At 40.7% G+C, this 26,300-nt stretch carries 27 protein-coding genes; all 27 read left to right on the top strand.

The annotated features are described in order from the left end of the window. Positions 1-11: 11 nt before the first annotated feature. The 27 genes from E0E32_RS14080 (at position 12) to E0E32_RS13950 (ending at position 25,999) form a co-directional block, all read left to right on the top strand. Positions 12-374, top strand: a complete 363-nt coding sequence (locus E0E32_RS14080; RefSeq protein ID WP_066193854.1) for a response regulator — start codon at positions 12-14, stop codon at positions 372-374. Positions 375-378: 4 nt separating this feature from the next. Beyond that, a complete protein-coding gene (locus E0E32_RS14075; protein WP_066193852.1) occupies positions 379-1,062 on the top strand; it encodes a flagellar biosynthetic protein FliO in 684 nt (227 codons plus the stop codon). Then, positions 1,043-1,720 (top strand): flagellar type III secretion system pore protein FliP, encoded by a 678-nt coding sequence (gene fliP, locus E0E32_RS14070; RefSeq protein WP_066193849.1) that lies wholly within the window; start codon positions 1,043-1,045, stop codon positions 1,718-1,720. The genes E0E32_RS14075 and fliP overlap by 20 nt, the downstream gene beginning before the upstream one ends. A gap of 25 nt (positions 1,721-1,745) precedes the next feature. Beyond that, on the top strand, positions 1,746-2,015 hold the full coding sequence (gene fliQ, locus E0E32_RS14065) for a flagellar biosynthesis protein FliQ (RefSeq protein WP_066193846.1): 270 nt from the start codon (positions 1,746-1,748) through the stop codon (positions 2,013-2,015). A gap of 3 nt (positions 2,016-2,018) precedes the next feature. After that, entirely contained in the window at positions 2,019-2,789 is a 771-nt protein-coding gene (fliR, locus tag E0E32_RS14060) for a flagellar biosynthetic protein FliR (RefSeq protein ID WP_078060140.1), read from the top strand. Positions 2,790-2,793: 4 nt separating this feature from the next. Further along, positions 2,794-3,873 carry a flagellar biosynthesis protein FlhB gene (flhB, locus tag E0E32_RS14055; protein ID WP_130860007.1) on the top strand — a complete coding sequence of 360 codons (1,080 nt, stop codon included), beginning with the start codon at positions 2,794-2,796 and terminating at the stop codon, positions 3,871-3,873. Positions 3,874-3,912: 39 nt separating this feature from the next. Then, positions 3,913-5,946 carry a flagellar biosynthesis protein FlhA gene (gene flhA / locus E0E32_RS14050; RefSeq protein ID WP_066193838.1) on the top strand — a complete coding sequence of 678 codons (2,034 nt, stop codon included), beginning with the start codon at positions 3,913-3,915 and terminating at the stop codon, positions 5,944-5,946. Continuing rightward, on the top strand, positions 5,943-7,052 hold the full coding sequence (gene flhF, locus E0E32_RS14045; protein WP_066193834.1) for a flagellar biosynthesis GTPase FlhF: 1,110 nt from the start codon (positions 5,943-5,945) through the stop codon (positions 7,050-7,052). The genes flhA and flhF overlap by 4 nt, the downstream gene beginning before the upstream one ends. Next, positions 7,049-7,915 carry a MinD/ParA family protein gene (locus tag E0E32_RS14040; protein WP_130860006.1) on the top strand — a complete coding sequence of 289 codons (867 nt, stop codon included), beginning with the start codon at positions 7,049-7,051 and terminating at the stop codon, positions 7,913-7,915. Before flhF ends, E0E32_RS14040 begins: the two co-directional genes overlap by 4 nt. 6 nt (positions 7,916-7,921) lie before the next feature. Then, a complete protein-coding gene (locus tag E0E32_RS14035) occupies positions 7,922-8,980 on the top strand; it encodes a protein-glutamate methylesterase/protein-glutamine glutaminase (protein ID WP_130860005.1) in 1,059 nt (352 codons plus the stop codon). Positions 8,981-8,985: 5 nt separating this feature from the next. Further along, positions 8,986-11,004: a chemotaxis protein CheA gene (locus tag E0E32_RS14030; RefSeq protein ID WP_130860004.1), complete on the top strand. Its 2,019-nt coding sequence runs from the start codon at positions 8,986-8,988 to the stop codon at positions 11,002-11,004. A 10-nt stretch (positions 11,005-11,014) separates the two neighbouring features. Next, positions 11,015-11,506: a chemotaxis protein CheW gene (locus E0E32_RS14025; protein WP_066193823.1), complete on the top strand. Its 492-nt coding sequence runs from the start codon at positions 11,015-11,017 to the stop codon at positions 11,504-11,506. Then, entirely contained in the window at positions 11,490-12,113 is a 624-nt protein-coding gene (locus tag E0E32_RS14020) for a chemotaxis protein CheC (RefSeq protein WP_130860003.1), read from the top strand. The genes E0E32_RS14025 and E0E32_RS14020 overlap by 17 nt, the downstream gene beginning before the upstream one ends. Next, on the top strand, positions 12,113-12,604 hold the full coding sequence (locus tag E0E32_RS14015) for a chemotaxis protein CheD (protein ID WP_066193816.1): 492 nt from the start codon (positions 12,113-12,115) through the stop codon (positions 12,602-12,604). The genes E0E32_RS14020 and E0E32_RS14015 overlap by 1 nt, the downstream gene beginning before the upstream one ends. A gap of 44 nt (positions 12,605-12,648) precedes the next feature. Continuing rightward, the gene (locus E0E32_RS14010) at positions 12,649-13,410 is read left to right on the top strand and encodes a FliA/WhiG family RNA polymerase sigma factor (protein ID WP_066193811.1); all 762 of its coding nucleotides are present in this window, start codon (positions 12,649-12,651) and stop codon (positions 13,408-13,410) included. A 21-nt stretch (positions 13,411-13,431) separates the two neighbouring features. Beyond that, positions 13,432-14,841, top strand: a complete 1,410-nt coding sequence (locus tag E0E32_RS14005) for a flagellar assembly protein A (protein ID WP_130860002.1) — start codon at positions 13,432-13,434, stop codon at positions 14,839-14,841. A 111-nt stretch (positions 14,842-14,952) separates the two neighbouring features. Beyond that, positions 14,953-15,252, top strand: coding sequence for a hypothetical protein (locus E0E32_RS14000; RefSeq protein WP_130860001.1), 300 nt, complete (start codon positions 14,953-14,955; stop codon positions 15,250-15,252). A 9-nt stretch (positions 15,253-15,261) separates the two neighbouring features. Beyond that, the gene (locus E0E32_RS13995) at positions 15,262-15,741 is read left to right on the top strand and encodes a hypothetical protein (RefSeq protein ID WP_066193799.1); all 480 of its coding nucleotides are present in this window, start codon (positions 15,262-15,264) and stop codon (positions 15,739-15,741) included. An 883-nt stretch (positions 15,742-16,624) separates the two neighbouring features. Beyond that, complete coding sequence (rpsB, locus tag E0E32_RS13990) at positions 16,625-17,380, top strand: 30S ribosomal protein S2 (RefSeq protein WP_066193785.1); 756 nt, start codon at positions 16,625-16,627, stop codon at positions 17,378-17,380. Positions 17,381-17,463: 83 nt separating this feature from the next. Beyond that, positions 17,464-18,351 (top strand): translation elongation factor Ts, encoded by an 888-nt coding sequence (gene tsf / locus E0E32_RS13985; RefSeq protein WP_066193782.1) that lies wholly within the window; start codon positions 17,464-17,466, stop codon positions 18,349-18,351. Positions 18,352-18,610: 259 nt separating this feature from the next. Beyond that, on the top strand, positions 18,611-19,333 hold the full coding sequence (gene pyrH / locus E0E32_RS13980; RefSeq protein ID WP_066193779.1) for a UMP kinase: 723 nt from the start codon (positions 18,611-18,613) through the stop codon (positions 19,331-19,333). 2 nt (positions 19,334-19,335) lie between these two features. After that, complete coding sequence (frr, locus tag E0E32_RS13975) at positions 19,336-19,893, top strand: ribosome recycling factor (protein ID WP_066193777.1); 558 nt, start codon at positions 19,336-19,338, stop codon at positions 19,891-19,893. Positions 19,894-20,220: 327 nt separating this feature from the next. Next, on the top strand, positions 20,221-20,985 hold the full coding sequence (gene uppS / locus E0E32_RS13970; protein WP_066193775.1) for an undecaprenyl pyrophosphate synthase: 765 nt from the start codon (positions 20,221-20,223) through the stop codon (positions 20,983-20,985). 16 nt (positions 20,986-21,001) lie between these two features. Further along, positions 21,002-21,784 (top strand): phosphatidate cytidylyltransferase, encoded by a 783-nt coding sequence (locus tag E0E32_RS13965; RefSeq protein WP_066193771.1) that lies wholly within the window; start codon positions 21,002-21,004, stop codon positions 21,782-21,784. A 42-nt stretch (positions 21,785-21,826) separates the two neighbouring features. Next, positions 21,827-22,972, top strand: a complete 1,146-nt coding sequence (locus tag E0E32_RS13960; RefSeq protein WP_066193769.1) for a 1-deoxy-D-xylulose-5-phosphate reductoisomerase — start codon at positions 21,827-21,829, stop codon at positions 22,970-22,972. A 27-nt stretch (positions 22,973-22,999) separates the two neighbouring features. Further along, the gene (gene rseP, locus E0E32_RS13955; protein ID WP_130860000.1) at positions 23,000-24,256 is read left to right on the top strand and encodes an RIP metalloprotease RseP; all 1,257 of its coding nucleotides are present in this window, start codon (positions 23,000-23,002) and stop codon (positions 24,254-24,256) included. 45 nt (positions 24,257-24,301) lie between these two features. Next, positions 24,302-25,999, top strand: coding sequence for a proline--tRNA ligase (locus E0E32_RS13950; protein ID WP_130859999.1), 1,698 nt, complete (start codon positions 24,302-24,304; stop codon positions 25,997-25,999). Positions 26,000-26,300: the final 301 nt, after the last annotated feature.

Below are 26,300 nucleotides of genomic sequence, written 5' to 3'. Positions count from 1 at the left end.
GGTAGATGGAAATGGGAAAAACAGTATTGGTAGTAGATGATGCAGCATTTATGCGGATGATGATCAAAGATATATTGACGAAAAATGGTTATGAGGTTGTCGGCGAGGCTCAAGACGGGCAAGAGGCCATCGAGAAATATAAGGAACTCACACCTGAACTCGTTACCATGGATATTACTATGCCAGAAAAGGATGGTATTGCTGCCTTAAAAGAAATTAAAGGTTTAAATGGAGAAGCAAAGGTTATTATGTGTTCTGCCATGGGACAGCAGGCGATGGTCATTGACGCCATTCAAGCTGGTGCCAAAGATTTTATTGTGAAGCCATTTCAGGCCGATCGAGTGATTGAAGCTATTTCTAAAGTAATGGGGTAATCAAGTGAAGCGAATCACCAACCATCTAATCATACATGTAAGTATCCTTCTTATCATTGCTGTGTTCTTGTCTTGTTTTACGATCGAAACAAAGGCTATGGTCGGCGACTCGTATAATCAGGGCTCTGATCAAGAGCAAGAACAAGATCCATCCAACAATGATGAAGAAGAGCCCCTTGTAAATGAGCCAGAGGAGGATCTCATAGGAGATAACAACACAAATTTCATTGGCAGCCTGTTTCGCCTAGTCATAGCCTTAGCGGTCGTATTAGGACTGATCTTCCTTATCTCTAAGTTTCTTAAGAAGAGAAAAGGATTTATGCAACAAGGTCAAGTGCTAGAAAACTATGGAGGTATCTCACTGGGACCAAACAAATCCGTACAAACGATAAAAATTGGCCAGCGTTATTTTGCAGTCGGGGTGAGTGACACGATTGAGGTATTAATGGAGATTACTGACAAGGAAACCATTGAACAATTAGAGCAAAAACCAGCAGAGTTCGGTTCGTGGGATACGATAAAAACAAAACTGGTGAAACCAAATAAACAAGCCGGGAAATCAGAAGAGCAGTCGAAACCTTTCACGGCCGTATTTAATAAGGAGTTAGTAAAAATGAAAGACGATAGAAGCCAGGCATTTGCGCGCTGGAAGGGAAGAAAACAAGATCATGATCATCCATCTGATTGATGTCTTTTCCGGTACGGATGCCGGTAATATCTCAACTTCTGTACGACTGTTACTGCTCTTAACGGTCTTGTCAATTGCACCCAGTATTTTAATCTTAATGACCAGTTTTGCCAGAATTATTATTGTACTATCGTTTGTGCGAACCTCCTTGGCCACACAGCAAATGCCACCAAATCAAGTGTTGATAGGTTTAGCACTGTTTATGACGTTTTTTATCATGGCGCCGACTTTTCAAGAAGTAAACGAGCAAGCACTGCAGCCTCTTTTTAATGAGGAAATCACGCTGGAAGAGGCTTATGATAGTGCCAGTATGCCAATGAAGGAATTTATGGCACAGCACACCCGGGAAAAGGATCTTGCCTTATTTATGAATTATGCAGAAATGGAACGACCTGATACGTTGGAAGAAGTGCCTCTGACCACTTTGGTACCAGCTTTTGCTATTAGTGAGTTAAAGACAGCCTTTCAGATGGGTTTTATGATCTTTGTCCCCTTTCTGGTCATAGACATGGCCGTTGCGAGTGTTCTGATGTCGATGGGGATGATGATGCTTCCGCCCGTCATGATTTCATTACCGTTTAAGATTTTACTTTTTGTATTAGTGGATGGCTGGTATCTTATTACCCGCTCCCTACTAGATGGGTTTTTGCCGTTATGACAGCGATGGAAAGGAATGGTAACAAATGAGTGGGCAGAACGTTATTTCATTAGCAGAAAAAGGGATTTATACAATATTGATGGTGACTGGCCCCCTCTTGTTACTTGCATTAGTTGTCGGTTTACTAGTCAGTATTTTTCAAGCAACGACTCAAATTCAGGAGCAGACCTTGGCCTTCATACCCAAAATTGTTGCTGTATTATTAGGGATTGTATTTTTCGGACCATGGATGCTGACCACCATGGTGGAATTCGCTTCCGAAATTTTTCAAAATATGAACCAGTTTGTGAGATAGGCGATGCTGGAGTTTGTAAATATGAACCTGTTACCCGCCTTTATTCTTATCTTAGTTCGCCTGACAGCTTTTTTTGCTACGGTTCCTATTTTTTCTTATCGGAACATTCCTACCATTTTAAAGATTGGTATGGCGGTTTTTATTGCCTGGATTATGTTTTATATGATGGATCTTCCCGAGATAGCGATAGATGGTATGTTTATCTTGCTCGTGTTAAAGGAAGCTGTCGTTGGCCTGTTATTAGGTTTGATTGCCTTTCTTATTTTGGCAGCCGTTCAAATTGCAGGGGGCTTTATTGATTTTCAAATGGGGTTTGCGATCGCGAATGTGGTCGATCCGCAAACCGGGGCACAAAGCCCATTAATTGGTCAGTATTTCTATACGATAGCGATTCTGTTTTTGTTTACGGTGGATGGCCATCATTTATTGTTAACAGGTGTGATGTACAGTTTTAGTGAATTGCCCATTGACCAGTTATTTCGTTTAGATAATATCGATGTGATTCTGCAGATATTTAGTGAAATGTTTCTGATGGCTTTTCAACTTGCTATTCCGATTGTCGGTTGTTTATTCCTGGTGGATGTGGCCTTAGGGATGATTGCCAGAACCGTTCCACAGCTAAATGTATTTGTAGTAGGTTTACCGTTAAAGATTTTGGTATCTTTTATTACCTTATTTGTTTTTATCTCGTTTTATATCATGATTGTAAAGCAGTTGTTCCAATTTGCACTAGAAGCGATGCAGGAGTTGATGCGCTTGATGGGAGGAAGTTAGCGTCGTGCGATTATCATTAGATTTACAATTTTTCGCTGGTGAGAAAACCGAAAAAGCGACCCCGAAAAAGCGGCAGGATGTCCGGAAGAAAGGGCAAGTCGCTAAGAGTCAAGATGTCAATACGGCGATTCTCTTATTCTTTGTCTTTATTATTCTGTTTGTAACAGGGAATCTGCTCAAGACATCGATGACTGGTATTTATCATGATTCGTTCACCGAGTATATTCATCACGAGGTAACGATTACCGAAGTGCAACAAATGCTGTTAGATTTTTTATCACAAATTACCTGGGCGCTGGCTCCGATTATGCTAGCGGCCATCATAGCCGGATTGGGATCTAACCTCATGCAAATTGGATTTTTGTTCTCGGCAGAGCCTTTACAAATGAAATTAAATAAGATTAATCCGATCCAAGGGGCAAAGCGGATTTTCTCGGCCCGAGCCTTGGTGGAGTTAGTCAAATCCATGTTAAAAATTGTGGTGATTGCTACCATTACTTTTTCAATTATCTGGATCAATCGGGATGAAATGATGATGCTGGCAGGCAAAGATGTACAGGGAGCATTGGCATTCTTTGGCCAAATGACGATACAAATGGGGCTGGCCAGTGCGATTGGTTTGTTAATTATTTCTGTGTTGGATTACAGTTATCAGCGCTTTGATTTCGAAAAGCAGAATCGCATGTCCAAGCATGATATCAAAGATGAGCATAAGAATATCGAAGGGGATCCGTTAATCAAGTCTAAGATAAAAGAGAAGCAGAGGCAGATGGCGATGCAGCGTATGATGAGTGAAATACCCAATGCCGATGTCGTGATTACCAATCCTACCCATTATGCCATTGCTTTAAAATATGATGAGAATAAGGCGGAAGCCCCCTATGTTGTTGCTAAAGGTGTTGATTTTGTGGCCATGCGTATCAAAGATATTGCGAGAAACCATCAAGTGGTGTTGGTGGAGAATCGCCCTTTAGCAAGAGCATTATACGATGAAGTAGAGATTAATGACATTATTAGTGAAGAATATTTCCAAGCCGTTGCCGAGATATTGGCATATGTTTACCGTGTGCAAAAAAAGGTATAAGGATAGACTGCTTGTTATATTTAAAGGAGTTGCAAGAAAATGAAGGCTAGAGATTTGTCTGTATTGTTTGGCGTTATATCCATTATCATCATGCTTGTCATCCCTTTACCAGGATGGCTGTTAAGTATACTTATTTTGACCAACATCTCTCTAGCGTTAATCGTGATATTAGTAGCCATGAATACAACAGAAACACTACAGTTTTCTGTTTTTCCTTCTTTGTTGCTTTTATTGACGTTGTATCGACTGGGGTTAAATGTTTCTACTACCCGTTCCATTCTATCAGAAGCAGATGCAGGGGGCGTTGTTGAAACATTCGGTACCTTTGTCATTGGTGACAATCCATTAGTTGGTTTTGTTGTTTTTGTCATTCTCGTTATTATTCAGTTTCTCGTGATTACCAAAGGTAGTGAACGTGTTTCCGAAGTTGCTGCCCGTTTTACGCTTGATGCCATGCCTGGTAAGCAAATGAGTATTGACGCCGATTTAAATGCTGGACTGATTAATGAACAACAAGCGAAAGAACGTCGTGAAAAAATCGAGCATGAATCCGATTTTTATGGGGCCATGGATGGGGCCAGCAAGTTTGTTAAAGGAGACGCGATCGCAGGGATTATCATTGTGCTCATTAATATTATTTTTGGTTTGATCATTGGGATGACACAAATGGGGTTAAGCTTTGGTGAAGCGATTGATACCTACATGCGTTTAACCGTGGGAGATGGGCTGGTAAGTCAAATACCTGCATTACTTATTTCCACTGCGACTGGGATTGTAGTAACAAGGGTTGCTGCCGACGGGAATTTAAGTGCCAATGTGAGTAAACAGCTCTTACAATATCCCACCCTGCTTTATATTGCTGGTGGTACCATCTTTTTGTTAGGTGTGACACCGATCAACTTCATGCTTACAAGTGCGATTGCATTGGTACTTATTGGTAGTGCCTACTTCCTCTCGAGACGATCCAATCAGGAAGAAACGTCGTCGATCGAAGAATTGGACGAGTCTGATTCAGAAGAAATGAAATCACCGGAGAATGTGATTGGCTTAATTAATATGGATCCGATTGAATTTGAATTTGGTTATGGATTAATCCCGCTAGCAGACACTAATCAAGGCGGGGATCTGCTGGATCGTGTCGTGATGATTAGAAGACAGCTGGCGATTGAATTAGGCTTAGTGATACCAGTGGTTCGCATTCGGGATAATATTCAATTAAATCCTAATGAATATCGTTTGAAAATAAAAGGAAATGAAGTGGCAACGGGGGAATTATTACTTGATCATTATTTGGCGATGAGCCCCGGGATGGAAGAGGATGACCTAGAGGGGATCGATACGGTCGAACCTGCCTTTGGCTTACCTGCTAAATGGATTACAGAAGAGGTCAAAGATGATGCCGAAATGTCTGGGTATACAGTGGTAGATCCACCATCGGTTGTATCCACGCATATAACTGAATTGATCAAACGGCATGCTCACCAATTACTGGGACGTCAAGAGACACAGCAGCTAATCGATCATTTAAAAGAAAACAATCCGATTTTGGTTGATGAGGTCACACCAGAACCATTGTCTGTAGGTGATATCCAAAAAGTGCTTGCCAAATTACTTCGTGAACAAGTGGCCATTAAGAATCTTCCAGTTATTTTTGAAACCTTGGCGGACTTTTCCAAAATGACAACCGATACCGATTTATTAGGTGAATATACGAGACAATCATTATCTGCTCAAATTACCAAGGATGTCCTGCAAGGCAAACCACAGCTCAAAGTGATTACTGTCTCAGGAGAAGTGGAAAAACTAATCGCCGACCATATCCAGCAAACGGAGTATGGCAGTTATTTAGCGATGAATCCAGATACACAACAACAAGTGATTCAATCGGTAGCACAAAACGTAGAAAATATGAGTCTGCAAGAGGACACACCGATCATCATTTGTTCTCCAACAATAAGAATGTATTTCAAGCAATTACTTGACCGTTTTTATCCTCACGTTACAGTACTTTCTTATAATGAATTGGAACCAACGGCCGAAATCCAAAGTATTGGGGTGGTGAACGTCGCATGAAGGTAAAAAAAATGAAGGGAACAACCATGCCGGAAGTGATGCAAATGGTTAAAAAAGAATTAGGTGCAGACGCGGTAATTTTAAACTCAAAGGTTGTTTACGAGGGTGGTTTTTTAGGGCTGTTCAAAAAGCGAAAGATTGAGGTGCTGGCAGCTGTTGATCAGCCTGTTCTGCCGCGAAAGACACCAATGAAGGCACCGTCTCCAAATAGAAAGCAGCCTGAGCGCAAAACCAGTGTTCCGGTTCAAGATCATCTATTGAAAGAAGTACAGGAAATGAAAAGTATGCTCAAGCAACAGAAACAGGACATGGTATTTCCTGAGCCCTATCAACAGGCCTATCAATATTTGTTAGATAGTGAGGTAGAGGCAGCACTTGCTTATGAGTTGATTGCTGCCGTTGAAAAACGGAAGGGCGCTAATGAAATAGAACAGGAACAACTTTGGCAACAGATAGGTTTTGAAATTAAGAATCGTCTAGCTCAAAAAGGAAATTTTGGCGGAGCTGCCTTTGATCAGCAAATCATTCATCTAGTAGGTCCGACTGGGGTCGGCAAGACAACTACTATCGCAAAGCTAGCCGCAGAGTGTGTCTTAAATCAAAAAAAGAAAGTGGCATTTATTACGACGGATACGTACCGAATTGCAGCAATCGAACAATTAAAAACCTATTCCAAGATATTGGATGTTCCCATTGAAGTCGCCTATCAATTAGAAGACTATAAAAAAGCGAAGGAAAGATTTAAAGACTATGATTATATTTTTGTAGATACAGCAGGCAGAAACTTTCGAGATGATCATTATATTGAAGAACTTGGAAAAATAGTCGATCTAACGCATGAGGTTAATACTTATTTGGTTTTATCGCTAACCACAAGAGCAAGTGATATTGAACAACTATATCAACAGTTTAATAAGATACCCATTAAACAAGCAATATTAACGAAAAAAGATGAAACGACGACGTACGGTGCCGCTTTAAACTTGTGTCTGAGTCATGATTTAGGACTTGCCTATATTACCAATGGTCAGGATGTGCCAGATGATATTGAAGAGGCGACAATCGATCAAGTAGCTGATTTAATTATTGGTGGACAAAACAAATGAGCGATCAAGCAGAACAATTGCGCAGAAAGTTAATGGATACCTCTCCGCCATCCCAACAAGCGAAAACGATAGCTGTGGTAAGTGGCAAAGGAGGAGTCGGCAAATCGAATATTGCCTTAAATTTTTCCTTATTGTTAAGTCAAAGAGGGAAGAAAGTCTTGTTATTTGATTTAGATATCGGAATGGGGAACATCGATATTTTACTCGGAATTAGTTCTAAATACTCAATCGAAAAATTATTTGAGCAAAAAGTCTCGATTTTTGATATGATAGAGATAGGACCAAATGCACTACATTATATTTCAGGAGGCAGTGGCTTAAACCAAATATTTCAATTAAATCAAGCCAATTTAAATTTCTTCATGCAACAGTTGACCGAGGTTGTAAAGGTATACGACTATATCATTTTTGATATGGGGGCAGGGGTAACGCGAGAAACCATTCAGTATATATTAACGGTTGATGAATGTGTACTTGTTACGACACCGGAACCAACGTCGATTACGGACGCCTATTCGATGATCAAACATGTCTTAATGGAGCAACCTTTAAGCTTTCATATCATCGTTAACCGTGTACGGAGTCAACGACAAGGACTAGAGACGTTAAACCGTTTAAGCCGAGTTGTCCAGCAATTCTTACAACAACGCATGGTACCACTAGGATCGATACCAGATGATGAGGCAGTCACTAAAGCCGTTATTGCTCAACAACCGTTTGTACTACATAATCACCGATCACGAGCAGCTAAGGCCATGGAGAACATCGTCAATCACTATTTGGACGAACCGATCAAGGGTTCATCGATATCGCCAGCAACAGGATTTATTCAACGATTTAAAAGTTTATTCAAAGAGAGGTAGATAGCGATGACAAAGAAACAGATCTTAGTGGTAGATGACTCAGCATTCATGAGAAAAATGATTACCGATATATTGAATACCTCAGAATATTTAGAGGTATGCGGTACAGCGAGAAATGGAAAGGATGCGCTGGAAAAGCTGAGACAATGGAAACCGGATTTGGTCACGTTAGATGTGGAGATGCCTGTAATGGATGGAATCGAAACACTTAAAGGGATGATGCGAGTAAGACCAACACCGGTGATCATGCTCTCCAGTCTCACCAAAGCTGGCGCTGACAAAACCGTGGAAGCCATGTCACATGGTGCCGTTGATTTTATCGCTAAACCGTCGGGATCGATTTCCTTAAATATTAAAGAGATCGAACAGGAAATCGTTATGAAGGCAGAACGAGCAGTGGAAGTGAAGCAGCAGCGTCTGCTACCATCTAGACAGCCAAGTTCCAGCAAAAATAATTTTTCCGTTAAGGCGATCCAAGGGACGGATCCGATTATTGCCATTGGAGCTTCTACTGGAGGTCCCAGAGCACTGCAAGATGTGATCAGCCAGCTGCCTGCCGATCTACAGGCACCGATTGTGATTGTTCAGCATATGCCTCGCGGTTTTACCAAATCACTAGCCGAGCGTCTGAATAAATTATCCAAGTTGCAGGTGAAAGAAGTGGAGCATGGCGATGTGATCGAGAAAGGTCATGTCTACCTGGCACAAGGTGGTAAACAATTTAGTGTGGTCCGTACAGGAAGCCATTGGACGGCGAAGGTCGAGCTAGGTCATCCGGTTAATGGACATCAGCCCGCCGTTGATATGCTATTTGAATCAGTAGCCAACTTACGCTCTTGTCATCCGATTGCTGTCGTACTCACTGGAATGGGAAGTGACGGGACAAATGGCTTGATTACCTTGAAGAAGAAACACCCTAAAACGATAGCTATTGCCCAATCAGAAGAAACTTGTATTGTATACGGTATGCCTCAAGCTGCCGTAAAGACAGGTTTAATCAATTATCAAGCAGATATCCATCATATCAGTGAGGTACTAGCACAAAAAGTCCCTAAACAGAGGTGAAAGATATGGAAATGAATGATTATCTAGAAGTGTTTATTGAAGAAAGTAAAGAACATATCCAATCATTAAATGATCAGTTATTAGTACTGGAGAAAGAACCGAATAATATGGATACGATCAGCGAAATTTTTCGTGCCGCCCACACTTTAAAGGGAATGGCAGCAACCATGGGCTATCAAGATATTGCGAATTTGACACACAAATTAGAAAATGTGCTGGACGCTGTACGAAACCATCAGTTATCGATTCATACGGACATGATTGATGTTATTTTTCAAGCTGTTGATCAATTAGAGGGGATGGTGTTAGACATTGCGGAAGGTGGCGATGGAGCGGCAGATGTCCAAGCATTAGTTACTGCTCTGCAAGCGATTGAAAATAAAGAACCCATTTCAGTGCCCGAAGACCAATCCTTATCAGTAGCTGCCGAGCAGCCGCTGACCTGGTTTCAACAAGTCGATGAGTTTGAACAAGCTATTTTGACCCAGTCCCAAGAAAAAAACTGCCATAACTTAGAGGTTTTTGTGAAATTGAATGAAAATTGCCTGTTGAAGGCCGCACGTGTCTATATGGTATTTGAGGTGTTGGAACAAGTTGGAGAAGTCATCAAATCAGATCCAACGGTGCAAGAATTAGAGGATGAGAAATTTGATCTGTCTTTTCATGTGTTGGTGATTACTGAAGAGACTCCAGACCTTGTAGAACAAAAGATATTGAAGGTATCAGAGATCGAAGAAGTATCCGTTCGAGAATTTACACTATCCAATCAACAAGATGGAAATCAGCAGGAACTGGAAGCTGAGCCATCCAATCAGCCATCAGAACAAAGTGCAGACGCTCCTGCTAAGAATCCAAAACAAATGGCCAAGCCTACCGCCAATAAAACGATCCGTGTCAATATTGACAGATTGGACGCTTTAATGAATTTATTTGAAGAATTGGTGATTGATCGAGGGCAATTGGAACAGATTTCTCATAACTTGAGGCACAGCGAATTGCAAGAGACCGTCGAACGAATGTCAAGAATCTCCAATGATCTGCAAAATATTATCTTGAATATGCGCATGGTTCCGGTTGAACAAGTATTTAATCGATTCCCTAGAATGGTTCGCCAACTTTCCAAGGATTTAGGCAAACAGATTGATTTGCAAATTGAAGGAGCAGAAACAGAGCTGGATCGAACCGTCATTGATGAGATCGGCGATCCGTTAGTCCATTTAATTCGTAATTCATTAGACCATGGCATTGAAGCACCAGAAAGAAGAGTGGAGGCAGGCAAAGCTGAAACTGGTCAACTATTATTGAAGGCTTATCATAGTGGCAATCATGTCTTTATCGAAATCTCTGACGATGGTGCGGGTATCAATAAAGATAAGGTAATCCATAAGGCAATAGCTAACCAAGTTATAACAGCGGAAGATGCTGCACAAATGGCTGATCAAGAAATCTATCAGCTTATTTTATCAAGTGGATTTTCTACTGCTGATCAAATTAGTGATGTTTCCGGTCGTGGAGTCGGCTTAGATGTGGTGAAAAATACAATTGAATCGCTCGGCGGTGTATTAACGATCGAATCGGAAGCAGGAAAGGGTTCTCTCTTTTCGATTCAATTACCATTGACTCTCTCGATTATTTCAGCGTTACTTGTTGAAGTAGCAGATGAAAAATATGCTATTCCACTGTCATCCATTATTGAGACAGCTATTATACAACGCTCGGATATTCTCAGTGCACACCATAAGAAGGTGATGGACTTCCGCGGCAAAGTAGTACCATTAATTGATTTAAAAAAGGTATTTGAAGTGCCGGCGGATGAAGAAGAATCGGAACTTTATTCTGTTGTTATCATCCGCAAAGGTGATAAGATGGCCGGATTAATGGTCGATACCTTTATTGGCCAACAAGAGATTGTTCTCAAGTCATTAGGTGAGTTTTTAGGAAATGTCTTTGCTATATCGGGAGCGACGATTTTGGGAGATGGACAGGTAGCCTTAATCATAGACAGCAATTCACTCATAAGTTAGGAGGTTGAGCATGATGAATCAGACAGATATAAATAAATATATCATTGTAGAGCTAGAGCAAGAAGAATATGCGATACCAGTCGATTTGGTAGCTGCCATCGAGCGCAGTCAACCGATCACACGGGTTCCTCAAACTATTTCTTGTGTAAAAGGGGTGATTAACCTGCGCGGGGTGATTACACCAATTGTTGATTTGCGAGAGCGCTTTGGCATGCAGTCTCCATTGGAAGCCACAGAAAGCACCAGGATTATCATCATTCATATGGAAGATTATGCGGCTGGATTAATAGTGGACGCGGCATATGATGTGATGGACATCCCTACCGAACAAATGGAACCTACCCCTCAAGTAATCGGTACTGTTGATGTCGATTATATGAAGGGAGTAGCCAAGATCGATAAGCGTTTAATCATGATCTTAGAGATGGAAAAAGTGATGGATATGGGGTTATTAGTGTCGGTAAGTGGCAATGAGGAGCTGGCCTATGGTAGATATCAATAAGTTATCATCGTATCATTTAGATGTTCTGGGGGAAATCGGCAATATTGGAGCGGGAAATGCAGCAACTGCTTTATCTGGCTTATTGAACAAAAAAATTGATATGAAGGTGCCAGCTATTAAAATTGTAGGCTTTAATGAATTAATGGAATATGTGGGTGGGCCGGATCAAGAAATTGTAAGTGTATGTCTTCGTATTCAAGGAGAAGCACCAGGCAGTATGTTTTTTGTTCTGAAACCAGAAGAGGCTAATGCGCTCGCAGAAAAGCTCCTTGGTGTACCAGTGAAAGATGTATCTAGCGATGAAATGGCGCTTTCCGCTGTTTCAGAAGTGGGAAATATTCTATCTGGCTCTTATTTGTCTGCCTTATCAGATTTCACCGCTATTAATATGCAGCCAACGGTACCTACCTTATTATCTGATATGGCAGCAGCTATTTTAATGCAGGGTCTGGTAGAAATCTCACAAGAAAGTGACTACGCCATTATTATTGATACATCTATTGAAGAGAACAATCAACAGGACGACACCGTAAAGGGCCATTTTTTATTATTACCTGAACTGGAGTCGTTTGAGAAAATATTTCAATCACTAGGAGTTCAAGAATAATGACCTTGACTAAGACGATTATAAAGGTTGGCATTGCCGATTTGAAAGTGACAGAAGTACCTAATAGCTTAAAGACCTCCGGGTTAGGTTCATGTGTAGGCGTAGTAATTTACAACAAACAACTGGCAGGAATGGCGCATGTCATGCTTCCAAATTCCACAACAACCAAGAAGCCTACGATAAACAAAATGAAGTATGCCGATACAGCTATTGATCTATTAATGAAGGAACTACTTGATAAGGGGGCGCGCCGTGCTCATTTAAAAGCCAAAATCGCTGGTGGTGCTCACATGTTTTCCATGCAGCCTCAACAGAATATGTTAAAAATAGGAGAAAGAAATATTGAAGCCGTACAAAACAAACTGAGAGAGCATCAAGTGAAGGTGATCGCCCAAGATGTAGGTGGGAGTAAAGGGAGAACGATTGAGTTCCATGTTGAAACAGGAATAATGGATATACGCACCGTTCACGGGGGCGTCAGCCAAATATAAGAAGTTACGTACTATAACAAGCAAAACGGAAAGAAGGTGATTCGATGGTAAAAGACACAACTTCTGAGCAGACTCTTTGGGATAACTGGCTTCATAGTAAACGAGAAGAAGATACCAATCGATTGATTGAATATTATATGTATCTTGTTAATTATCATGTGCAGCGAATTGCTAGTAATCTTCCGAGAAGTGTAAATAGAGATGATATTCACAGCCTAGGCTTGTTTGGTCTATATGACGCCATTTTAAAGTTTGATCCGACCCGGGAACTGAAATTTGATACGTATGCCTCTTTTCGTATTAAAGGTGCCATTATTGATGGTTTACGTAAAGAAGATTGGCTTCCTCGAACGACAAGGGATAAAATAAAGAAATTGGAACAAACAATGGAACGGCTGGAACAAGAACGGCAGCATGAAATAACGAATGAGGAAATTGCTGCTTATCTGCAGATCACGAAAGAGGAAGTGGAAGAAACACTAAAGGATAGTTTTTTTGCCCATTTATTATCAATGGAAGAAAAAAGTAAAACAACTACCGAGGAAAACCGCGAATCGATCGGTTATTTGATTCCAGATGATAAACAAATGCAGCCAGATGCCCATGTGCTGCAGCAGGAAGATTATCAAGAATTAGCGAAGTGTATACAGCAGTTAAATGAGAAGGAACAGCTCGTGCTAGATTTGTTTTATGATAGAGAATTAACATTCACCGAGATAGGCAAGGTATTAAATTTAACAACCTCACGCATCTCCCAAATACATAAGCAAGCTATCACGAAAATTCGTCGTTTGTTCCAAAAATAAGGAGAAGGACGGTACACGATTATGATTAATAGACAGGAGAAGTTAATCATTAAGGTAGCAAAGGATCGACTCAGCGCAAAAATCAGCTTGCAAGATAAAAATAGTGATGATAATCTTCTGCCAGAAGATATCTATGGATTAATTAAACAGGCCGGAATAAAATATGGCATCATTGATTTAGAGCAGCTTGATTGGAAAAGTCAACTTATCTCAGAAGGGCAGCTGCTTATTGCTCAAGGAAAACCACCTATTGATGGAGAGAATGGAAAATTAATCATGAAACACACGACATCCAGTGTGATGCTAGAATCAGAACGCTCCAATTTTCGCGATGTCAAAAAAATCCCTATGGTGGAGGAGAATGAAGTACTAGCTCAACTGGAACCAGCCACTAATGGTGAAGAAGGAATTGATGTATACCATAAGGCTATAAAACAAAAACGGGGCAAACCCTATTTTTGCAAGGCAGGAAATGGTGTGGTATTTGTTGAACAAGATCAGACGTTTCGTTCCACATCTGTTGGACAGCTATCGGTCAGAAAGAACAGCCTGCATGTTTACCCGCGCTATCAAGTGGATGGCGATCTCAGCTTAAAGATTGGTAATATCGACTTTAATGGAGCCGTTACTATTACCGGTAATGTTCCTGCTGGCTATCAAGTCAAGGCAAAAGGTGATATTACCATTTATGGAATGGTAGAAGCATCAGAGATCACATCTGGTGGGAATATTCTAATCTATAATGGTATCGCAGGCATGGAAAAGGCAGTGATTACCGCTGAGGGAAGTGTCGAGGTAAGCTATATTAATCAGGCAAAGATTACAGCGGGAGGAGATCTGAGGGTGAAGCGGGATATCCTGCATAGCTTCTGTACGGCAGGAGGCAGTATTTTTTGTACGTCCGGAAGTATTATTGGCGGCGAATGTATTGCTGGAAAGTCTATGGAGGTAGCAACTCTTGGAAATCCAGCTAATACAAAGACCAATATTGTGATACGTTCCAATGGGCGATCCCACGACTTTGTAACCGCTTTAAAAAAAGAAGAAACAGAACTAAATGCCAATTTGCGCAAAGTAAGGCAGCTAGGTGATATGTTGCAGCAAAAGAAAAAGGTAGATGGAGATTTGCCAGCAAAAGAACGAATTATGCTTTTGAAGCAAAGAAATACGATGAACAAAATAGCCGATCAGTTATTGGATGTTGAAACAGAATTAGCCATGATAGAATCAGAAAGAAGCGAGCCGGTAGAGCGAAAGTTGATTGTGACCAAAGAAGCTTTTGAGAATGTGGAATTAGCGTTTGATAAATATAAACGTATTTTACAACAAAGAAATCGACATTTCCAGGCCTATTTGAAGCAAAAAGAAATTGTGATCCATGCAATAGAGGGTAAGACGCAACGCAATAAATCACGAATGACCAATCGCTAGAATAACAGCATAGTACGCTTGCTTGTCGCAGGTAATATCAGTATACTATAGATAAAACCATGACGTTAGCAAAAGCAAATAAAAGAAGCTATTTATTAGGAGGGGAGAACGATGAGCTGGAAAGCAGTGGAAATGCAGATCGCTTTACCGAGAACACAGGAAGCAGGCAGAATACAGCAACAGCTTCAACAACAACCCCAAACAGAGCAGCAGCAATTGACAGAGCAAATTACCTGGCAAGATAAACAGAAGCGGACACAGGTACAAAAGCAGACGAATAGCGAACGAGTCAAACAGAACGATGTCTCATCCGAGCAAATGATGTTTGGAGAAGATAGGGACGAGTCAGCAAATGTGACAAGTCAGTTGCCTCACCCTTATTTAGGACATACGATTGATCTAATGAAATAGGAGCGGACTATGATTTATTTTTTGTTATTAATTAGTTTTTTGATCCACCTGGTAACCTTTATCATTATAAAGCAATGGAAGAAGAAGGTAGACGCAGTAGAAGAAGCAGAACTTCGTATGAAGGAACAGTCTCGCTCACTGGAGGATACTTTAGCATTGTATTTAGTAGAAATTAAAGAAGAGAATGCGGCGTTAATCGAGCGTTTGGAAGCGGAACAATCCTCCAGTCGTACTAAGGAGCCAATTGTCACAAATGCCGAACAACCACCTCATCAGGAAACAGAACAGCCTGATGAAGCTGTCGAAACGCTAACAGCAGATTATCAGCCTATCACTGAAGTGGATCAGGTAGAAGACAAACTCGAGCAGTCACTTATTGCCCAGGCCCTTCACCTACAAGATAAAGGTTATACCATAGAGGGGATAGCGAAAAAGTTAAACAAAGGAAAAACAGAGATTGAGTTATTGCTGAAGTTTAATCATAAATAACCTCGATGCATTAACACTAAGCCAAAGTAAATAGGAACGTATGGTGCTTCCCCAAAGAAAGCCACTTGAAAAAGTGTTTTTCTTTTTCAAGTGGTTTTCTTTTTTCAAGTTAGCTGGAGAGCTGTGCCTAAGTATAGGAAACACGATGAAGGTGTTCTTTGTTTGAGTCGCTTGTTTACTTATGCCCTGTGGGTAAAAGCGAAAGGCTTGGGCGAAGCGGTTGTTTAGCACACGCATTCTCTCAAAATAATTGCGAAGCTACTTTGCATCATACACCTTAGCGGCCTCTTGTATGGAAGTGATGTTTATTTCCAAATCAAAGTAGCTTAAACACCTATCGCAGCCAAAAATCTATCCTTTCTCACCTTATAAAAAGGAGCTATTATACCAATAAACCAACTTCCATCGAAACGACAATTAGGAGGTTAAATAGAGCCCCGAAAAACCCCAGAGGTAGCAGGATATCTATCATGTACACAAAACTTGTAAGGATAGCAGAAGCTGTGAAGGAAGATGGAGGAGAGCTGTGTGCGGTAGTTCTGCAGCACGGTTCCAACGAGGGAGAGAAGCACAATCTAACCGGAAAGGCGCCCTCCTGCTAGTAATAAAAGCACAGGCAGAGTTGCTCGGTTGGTTTTTCTTTTGCACTACCCTCACTAGGATTTTAGGCAATGAAAAGGCTTTATTTCGACAGCTCAACGACGAATTATCCAACTTTTCTCCAAAAATAAATAAATCACTTGATTGCATGTTTTCCTTATGGTATATTTAATGACGGTGTTAAATACACACGTTTGTGGAAGATACAAGTGGTGCTCTATCCGAGTCCTTGTATCTAATGACACAAATGGAGGATAAAAAAACCAATTTAGGAGGAATAACCATGGCAGTAATTTCCATGAAACAATTGCTAGAAGCTGGTGTTCATTTTGGACATCAAACACGCCGTTGGAATCCAAAAATGAAGAAATATATCTTCACAGAGCGTAACGGCATTTATATCATTGACTTGCAAAAGACAGTGAAAAAGGTAGAGGAAGCTTACAACTTCGTGAAAGAAACCGCTGAAAATGGCGGAACCGTGCTTTTTGTAGGAACCAAAAAACAAGCACAAGAATCCGTGAAAGAAGAAGCGATCCGTTCCGGTATGTACTTTGTAAACCAACGTTGGTTGGGCGGAACATTGACGAATTTTGAAACGATCCGCAAACGAATTAATCGTTTGAAAGATATCGAAAAAATGGAAGAGGATGGCACTTTTGAAGTATTGCCTAAAAAAGAAGTCGTTGGTCTTCTAAAAGAAAAAGAGCGCCTAGTTAAATTTTTAGGTGGAATCAAGGAAATGAACAAGATTCCAGATGCGCTGTTTATTATTGACCCTAGAAAAGAACGAATTGCCGTTGCAGAAGCGCATAAATTAAACATCCCTATCGTAGGTATTGTCGATACAAACTGTGATCCGGATGAAATTGATTATGTCATCCCTGCGAACGATGACGCGATCCGCGCTGTAAAACTTCTTACTGGTAAAATGGCCGACGCTATTTTAGAAGCTAAACAAGGTGAAGTGACAGAAGAAGCAGAGGCTGAAGAAGTGACAGAAGAAAAAGAAGCAGAAACAGAAGCCGTAGAAGAGTAAGCAAAGGTTTGGTGATAAGAGGGGGACCTTTTATCACCTTTTTTTCAGCAGTATTTCGATAACTCAAGGGAGGAATAGTTAATATGGCAATTACAGCTCAACAAGTCAAAGAACTTAGAGAAAAAACAGGTGCTGGAATGATGGATTGTAAGAAAGCACTTCAAGAAACAGATGGTAATATGGAAGCAGCAATCGATTTCCTTCGTGAAAAAGGGATCTCTAAAGCCGCTAAGAAAGCAGACCGCATTGCAGCAGAGGGGGCAGCGTATGCCGAGGTTTCAGGGAATGAAGCTGTCTTATTAGAATTAAACTGTGAGACAGATTTTGTTACTAAAAACGATCAGTTTAAGGACCTAGCCGAAGCTTTGGCAAAACACATTTTATCTGAAAAACCGGCAACCGTAGAAGAAGCACTTCAACAACCATTTCAGGGTGAAGGCGAGAATGTAGAAGCCTTTATCAATTCCAATATTGCGAAGATTGGTGAAAAGATTTCACTACGTCGCTTTACTCTCTTTAACAAAACGGATAACGATGCATTTGGCGCTTATATCCATATGGGCGGAAAAATTGGTGTCGTAACCGTTCTAGAAGGTACAACCGATGAGCAAATAGCGAAGGATATAGCGATGCATGTTGCTGCTATTAATCCGAAATATTTATCACGTGATGTGGTGTCTGCAGAAGACGTAGAAAATGAACGTGAAATACTAAAGACTCAAGCTTTAAACGAGGGAAAACCAGAACATATCGTAGAAAAAATGGTGGAAGGTCGTTTGAACAAATTCTTTGAAGAAATCTGTTTATTAGATCAAAGTTTCGTAAAAGATCCTGACCAAAAAGTAAAACAAGTGGCTGCTAATCATAACGCAACTGTACAGTCTTTCGTTCGTTATGAAGTAGGCGAGGGAATTGAGAAGCGTGAGGATAATTTTGCAGATGAAGTAATGAGCCAAGTGAACAAGAAGTAATAAATGACTGGAAGGGCAATAACACGCATCATTGGAATGGATAAGTTGTGTTGCCTGCTCCTTTCTATATTTCAAACAAAAAAGGGGCACACGGTGTCCCTTTTGTTTGAAAAGATATGCGTTTTATTGCATAATAATAGAGACTATTCCAACGCAAAGATAGAGGCGTTGGGCACCCAGCACTAGATGCTTTTCTTACACTGTGAAGTATTGAAACAGGTCGTACGTTTTAGAATAATTTACATAAGTGGAGGTAATTATGGCAATCGCTAATTATAGAAGAGTGGTACTTAAACTAAGTGGAGAGGCATTAAGTGGTGAGCAAGGTTTTGGTTTAGAGCCAAAAATCGTTCAGTCTGTTGCTGAACAAGTAAAAGATATTGTGGAGTTAGGAGTAGAGGTAGCTGTAGTGGTCGGCGGAGGTAATATCTGGCGCGGAAAAGTTGGTAGTGAAATGGGTATGGATCGTGCTAATGCTGACTATATGGGGATGCTAGCAACGGTAATGAATTCACTTGCCTTACAGGATAGCTTGGAGAATGTTGGCATCCCTACCAGAGTACAGACCTCTATTGAAATGAGGCAAGTAGCTGAACCTTATATTCGGCGGAAAGCTATTCGTCATTTGGAGAAGAAACGTGTCGTTATTTTTGCTGCTGGAACAGGAAATCCATATTTTTCAACAGATACTACCGCAGCGTTAAGGGCGGCTGAAGTGGAAGCAGATGTTATTTTAATGGCGAAGAATAATGTGGACGGTGTATATACTGCTGATCCGAAGCTGCACAAGGAAGCTGAGAAATATGAACAATTATCCTATTTGGATATCCTTAACGAAGGACTAGGTGTCATGGATTCCACAGCCTCTTCCTTATGTATGGATAACAACATTCCATTACTTGTTTTCTCGATTTCTGAAAAAGGAAATATCAAAAAGGCAGTAATGGGCGAAACAATAGGAACTATTATAAAGGGGAGTTAATCATGTCTGAAAAGTTATTGAAAGAAACCCGTGAGAAAATGGAACATGCTGCCAAGGCTTACTCGAAAAACTTAGCAACAGTCAGAGCTGGACGAGCAAATCCAGCTTTATTAGACGGTATTCAGGTGGAATATTATGGTGCTTTAACGCCCTTAAATCAGTTAGCCTCTATTTCCGTTCCTGAGGCACGTCTCTTAGTGATTACACCATTTGACAAATCTTCTATCTCTGATATGGATAAAGCTATTCAAAAAGCCGATTTAGGACTCACGCCGGCAAATGATGGAAATGTCATTCGTCTTGCTATCCCAGCCTTGACAGAAGAACGACGCAAAGAATTAGTAAAAATCGTCGGCAAGTATGCCGAAGAATCGAAGGTGCAAATCCGCAATATTCGTCGTGATACTAATGATCAATTGAAAAAAGATGAAAAGACAGGCGACCTTACAGAAGACGATTTAAGGGCCTATCAAGAGGATGTACAAAACGAAACGGATAAGTACATCAAGAAAATTGATGATTTAACAAAAGAAAAAGAACAAGAAATTATGGAAGTTTGAGCAGAAACAAGGTAGAATAAAGGATAAGCGGAAAAGCCCTCTTACTAAGAAGAGGGTTTTTCCACTTATCTAGTGAGTCAGCCAGTGACAGACGAGGTGTACGGTGATGAAGAAGGTCCTATCGCACCACTCGATCCCTTAGGCAGAAGAACATAATACGCAGGTGTCTTATGCAGAGATGAAGCGATACTTATCGGGAGTTCGTGTCCGTTTTCCTAGTAGCCTTCCATTGTGAGGATCATACGGACGTTTGCACCGAGAAAATACGCAGATAAACGAATATTATAAATAGATAAGCATGGCTTTTTTGAAAATGGAGGAACTCTTATGCGCTTGTTTAAACTTCCTTTTAAGAGAATAAAAGAAAATCAGGAATTAGTTGTGTCTGAACCAGTAAATATACCAAGGCATGTGGCCATTATCATGGACGGAAATGGCAGATGGGCTCAAAAAAGAGGGCTGCCTCGGATTGCCGGACATCGAGAAGGAATGGATAATGTCAAACGAATTGTCAAAACAGCCAGTCACACAGGAATACATATTTTAACCTTATACGCCTTTTCGACAGAGAATTGGAAACGGCCAACTTCAGAAGTTGAGTATATTATGAAACTGCCAATTGATTTTCTGCAGCACTATTTACCAGAATTAATAGAGGAAAATGTGAGAATCGAAACGATTGGTGAGGTGGATTTATTACCTTCCAAAACAAAAGCAGCGATTGTCAATGCGAAACAACGTACGGCGGAAAATACCGGATTGATTTTAAACATTGCGATCAATTATGGAAGTCGAGGAGAAATGATTCATTCTATTAAAGAGATTTACCAGGAAGTACAAGATGGAAAGTATAAAGTAGAAGATATCACAGAACATACATTAAGTGAACATTTGTTTACGCGTAATTATCAAGATCCCGATCTGCTGATTCGAACAAGTGGGGAAGTAAGGCTGAGTAATTTCCTGCTGTGGCAATCTGCTTATTCGGAACTTTGGTTTACAGAAACATTGTGGCCGGATTTTGGGCCGGAAAAGTTTGCCGAAGCTATTGAGGACTTCCAACAAAGAAAACGCCGATATGGCGGAATATAAGGTGTGAATAATTAGCATGAAAATTAGAATCATTACAGCAATCATTGCCATATTGTTTTTCTTTCCTTTTGTATTTTTTGGCGGGATACCATTTCAAGTCATTATGTATGTTATAGCGACGATTGGATTTTTGGAATTATTGCATATGCGCGGCATGACAAAGTATCCTATTCCCACCTTTATAGGGGTCCTGCTCTTATGGGCGTTACTTTTTCAGAGTGATCACCTGTTTTTCACCTCAAAAACTGAATTATTGATGTTCTTCGTCTTATTATTATTAAGCTACACGGTACTTGTTAAGAATAAATTTACCTTCGAGGACGCAGGATTTCTTCTCTTGGCTTCTATCTATGTTGGTTTGGGTTTCTATTACTTTACGCAGACACGTGGGGTTGAAAATGGACTCATTTATATTTTTTATGCTATTCTAGTGATACTATCAACGGACACAGGCGCTTACTTTTTTGGCAGGGCGTTTGGCAAGCATAAATTATGGCCGTTAATCAGTCCAAATAAAACGATTGAAGGGGCTGTTGGGGGAATTTTGTTAGCAAGTGTAGTAGCCGTTATCTTTCAATATTTTTATCCGGTTAATGACTCCTTATGGCTGGTTATTATTGTTACCATGGTTGCCTCCGCCTTTGCGCAAATCGGTGATCTCGTGGAATCAGCTATCAAACGACAATTTGATGTCAAAGATTCGGGGAAACTATTACCTGGGCATGGAGGTATATTGGACAGGTTCGATAGTTGGTTGTTTGTGTTTCCCTTATTACACTTCCTCCATTTTATCGGTTAATGATTCGTAGCTAAACTAGTAAATAATTGGAGAGTTCAGACGATGAAAAATATAACTTTATTAGGTGCAACAGGTTCGATAGGCGAACAAACATTAGAAGTGCTCAGGGAACACCCTGATCAGTTCAAACTATATAGTTTTGCCTTTGGTAAGAATGTAGAAAAGGCAAAAGCGATTATCAGAGAATTTTCACCGGAGATAGTGGTGACACAAGAGAAAGAAATAAGACAGCAATTGCTTCCATATATAGACAAAGCAAGGATCTTGGTTGGAACAGAAGGACTGGAAGCAGTGAGTGCATCCCCTGATACAGATCTCGTAGTGAACGCAGTTATGGGCAGTGTCGGGCTTACAGCAACATTGACGGCGATTGAGCATAAGAAACAAATTGCTATTGCCAATAAAGAAACTCTAGTAACTGCTGGTCATTTGGTAATGGCTGCTGCAAAAAAATATGGTGTACAGCTTTTACCAGTGGACAGTGAACACTCTGCTATATTTCAAGCGTTAAACGGTGAATCACCTCGTGAGATTAACAAAATTATTTTAACGGCTTCCGGTGGCAGTTTTCGTGATAAAACAAGAAAACAATTGCAAGGGGTCACCGTAAGGGATGCCTTAAACCACCCCAATTGGAGTATGGGTGCGAAGATTACGATTGATTCGGCAACGATGATGAATAAGGGACTAGAAGTGATTGAGGCACATTGGTTGTTTGATATTCCTTATCAGCAAATTGAAGTATTGCAGCATAAAGAAAGTATGATTCACTCGATGGTTGAATATACTGATAAAAGTGTACTAGCCCAATTAGGAACACCTGATATGCGAGTACCCATTCAATATGCGTTAACCTATCCGAAGAGAATCCCACTCGCCTCATCGAAGAGCTTAAATCTGGCAGAAATCGGTACCTTACATTTTTCTGAAATGGATGTTGACCGATTTCCATGTTTATCCTATGCTTATCAAGCGGGGGAAAAAGGTGGATCGCTACCGACCGTGTTAAATGCCGCTAATGAAGTAGCTGTTTCTCTATTCTTAGAGGAAAAAATCACCTTTTTAGAAATCGAAGCTATTATTTCAGAGGCTATGGACTTACACCAAGTCATTCAACAGCCTGATTTGGCAACCATACAAGCGATTGATAACGAAACACGAGTGCACCTGTATGAAAAATATAAATAGCACGATCAGGGAAAGGAGTGCTTTTGATTGACAACTGTAATAGCCTTTATATTGATGTTTGGCGTGTTGGTAACCGTGCACGAATACGGTCACTTTATTGTTGCCAAAAAAACAGGTATGCTCGTACGCGAATTTGCGATTGGGTTTGGTCCCAAGGTATTTGCTACCGTCAAAAATGAAACATTATACACCATCCGTTTATTACCAATGGGAGGATATGTGCGAGTTGCCGGTGAAGATCCAGAGATTGTAGATATTAAACCTGGACAACATATTGGCTTGAACTTTAACGAACAAGGCGAAGTGACACAAATCATTGTAAACAATAAGGCAAAACATCCAGAAGCGTTTGTTATAGAAGTCGAACATATCGATTTAGATCATGACTTGCGGGTGGAAGGTTATGACATCAATGATGAAGAGAGGCATGTATTCCAAATTAATGATAAGGCAGCCTTTATCATGGACGAACGTTCTACACAAATAGCCCCGTATAATCGACAATTTGCTTCTAAGTCAGTTGGGCAGAGGGGACTACAGCTTTTTGCAGGGCCATTAATGAATTTTATATTATCATTTGTGCTTTTTCTGATTTTGGCAAATATTCAAGGGGTGCCTGTGGAGGATGTAACGGTCGGTTCTGTTGCTGAAAATAGCCCTGCCGAAGAATCTGGCTTTGAATCAGGAGATACAATAACCGCAATTGATGGACAGCCTACGCCTACTTGGGACGATTTTCGTGACATTGTAGAGGTGAATCCTAATGAATCGCTAAATATGACCGTGCAGCGTGATGGGGAAGAGATCGAGGTAGATGTAACCCCGGCGCTCATTGAAATGCCCGATCAATCGATTGGTCAAGTAGGGGTTACTCAAGCCTTGGAAAAATCGTTTGTACGTACTATCCCATACAGTATAGAGGAAACCTATTACTGGGCTACCTTGATTTTGACCAATGTTGGCAAGTTAATTACAGGTCAATTCTCTATTGATATGCTTTCTGGACCAGTAGGTATTTATGACGCGACGGATCAAGTGGTTCAAACCGGCTTTCTCAATTTCCTAACTTGGACGGCGGCGTTGAGTGTGAACTTGGGTATTATGAACCTTTTACCACTACCTGCCTTAGATGGTGGGCGCTTGCTATTTGTTGGTGTAGAAGCCATCCGTGGCAAACCAATAGACCCGCAAAAAGAGGGGATTGTTCATTTTATTGGATTTGCTTTATTAATGGTGTTAATGCTCGTGGTAACATGGAATGATATCCAACGATTATTCTTGTAAAAAGTGCAAAAAAAGCTAGGAAACAATCAATGAGGTGAAAAGTAAATGAGACATAGTCAAACACTAATACCAACATTAAAAGAGATACCTGCTGATGCCGATGCTAAAAGTCATCAACTTTTATTAAGAGCGGGGTTTATTAGACAGACCGTATCAGGCGTCTATACCTATCTGCCATTGGGACATAAAGTATTAAAAAATCTGGAGCAGATCGTGCGTGAAGAGATGGAAAAAGCAGGTGTTACAGAAATGTTGATGCCAGCCTTGCAATCATCGGAACTATGGAAAAAAACAGGAAGATGGTATAAATTAGGGGCAGAACTAATGCGTCTTCATGATCGACATGATCGAGAATTCGCCTTAGGGGCTACACATGAAGAAGTAATTACTAGCTTATTAAGGGATGAAGTGAAGAGTTATAAAAAGCTTCCATTGCAGCTTTTTCAAATCCAAACCAAGTTTCGTGATGAACAACGGCCTCGTTTTGGCTTACTAAGAGGACGGGAATTTGTTATGAAGGATGCTTACTCTTTTCATACCTCTCAGGAAAGCCTGGATCAAGCCTATGATAATATGTATCAAGCATATAGCAAAATATTCAGCCGTTGTAACTTAAACTTTCGGGCGGTAATAGCCGATTCTGGGGCGATGGGCGGAAAAGATACTCATGAGTTCATGGCTTTAGCAGAAATCGGTGAGGATACCATTGCCTATTCTGATCAATCCGATTTTGCTGCTAATATCGAAATGGCCGAAGTGAACATTACCTATCCGCAAAATGAGAAGGCCTTGCAGGACCTTGAGTTGGTTGATACGCCAGGAGTGAAAACAATGGCTGATGTAGCAGAACTGTTACAGCAGCCAGTAGAAGCAGGTATTAAATCTATGCTATTTAAGGTGGATGAACGTTTTGTCTTGGTTCTTGCTCGAGGAGATCGAGAAATCAATGATATTAAACTGCAAAATGCCTTGGGAGCGCAAGAGGTAGAGCTGGCATCAGCAGCAGAGACAGAAGAGCTGCTTGGCACTGAAATTGGTTCGATTGGGCCTATTAACCTCCCAAATAATATCGAGATTGTTGCTGATCATGCTGTGGCGACGATGCGGAATGTCTATTGTGGTGCTAATCAAGCAGGTAAACATTATACCGCTGCCAATCTGGATCGTGATTTTCATGTAGACCGTTATGATGATTTATGTTTTATTAAGGAAAGCGATCCTTCTCCGGATGGCAAGGGTACCATTCAATTTGCCAAAGGGATTGAAGTTGGACAAGTGTTTAAACTAGGGTCTTTCTATGCAGAGAAGCTAGGCGCCCAATACCTGAATGAACAAGGCAAACAGGAAACGATGACAATGGGCTGTTATGGTATTGGTATATCTCGAACACTAGCAGCTATTGTAGAGCAGCATCATGATGAGCATGGTATCATATGGCCAAAAGAAATTGCGCCATACAACGTTCATTTGATTGTGATTAATCCAAAACAAGAAGAACAAGCAGCATTAGCTGAACAAATCTATACAGAATTACAAGCAGCCAATATATCGGTTCTGTTTGACGATCGTCAAGAACGACCTGGTTTAAAATTTAAAGACAGTGATCTAATTGGCTTGCCTCTTCGTCTGACAGTAGGGAAAGCGGCTGCCGATGGTTATGTAGAAAGTAAACAAAGAGAGAGTGGAGATCAACAAGATATCCATATCAACCAGCTAGTCGAAAAAGTCAACGAATTAATCTAATAGCATTGCAATGAATACGGGCAAACCAAAACTTGCCCGTATTATTTTTGTCAGCTGACGAACCCATGGTAGATATTGAACTGCCGATAAGATAGATTATGTTAAGTAATCCACTTTCCTTAGTGGTGAGTTTGATCGTTTTATCTGTGCAAAGCAGGCGCTCCGGGAATAGGTTCCGCTTTCCATGGGGCCGGCTAAACATACAACAATGGTTGTTACTGCAAGGATGAAGCGTTCTAGGTACCTAGACACTGTTGTAGCAAAAGGAAAAAGTCGTCAACTGATTCTTCGGCTGCGTAAT

Source organism: Gracilibacillus phocaeensis, from assembly GCF_900626275.1.
Classification (GTDB): Bacteria; Bacillota; Bacilli; order Bacillales; family Amphibacillaceae; genus Gracilibacillus; species Gracilibacillus timonensis.
Note: the sequence above shows the minus strand (reverse complement) of the source record. Positions and strands in the feature narration are given on the sequence as shown.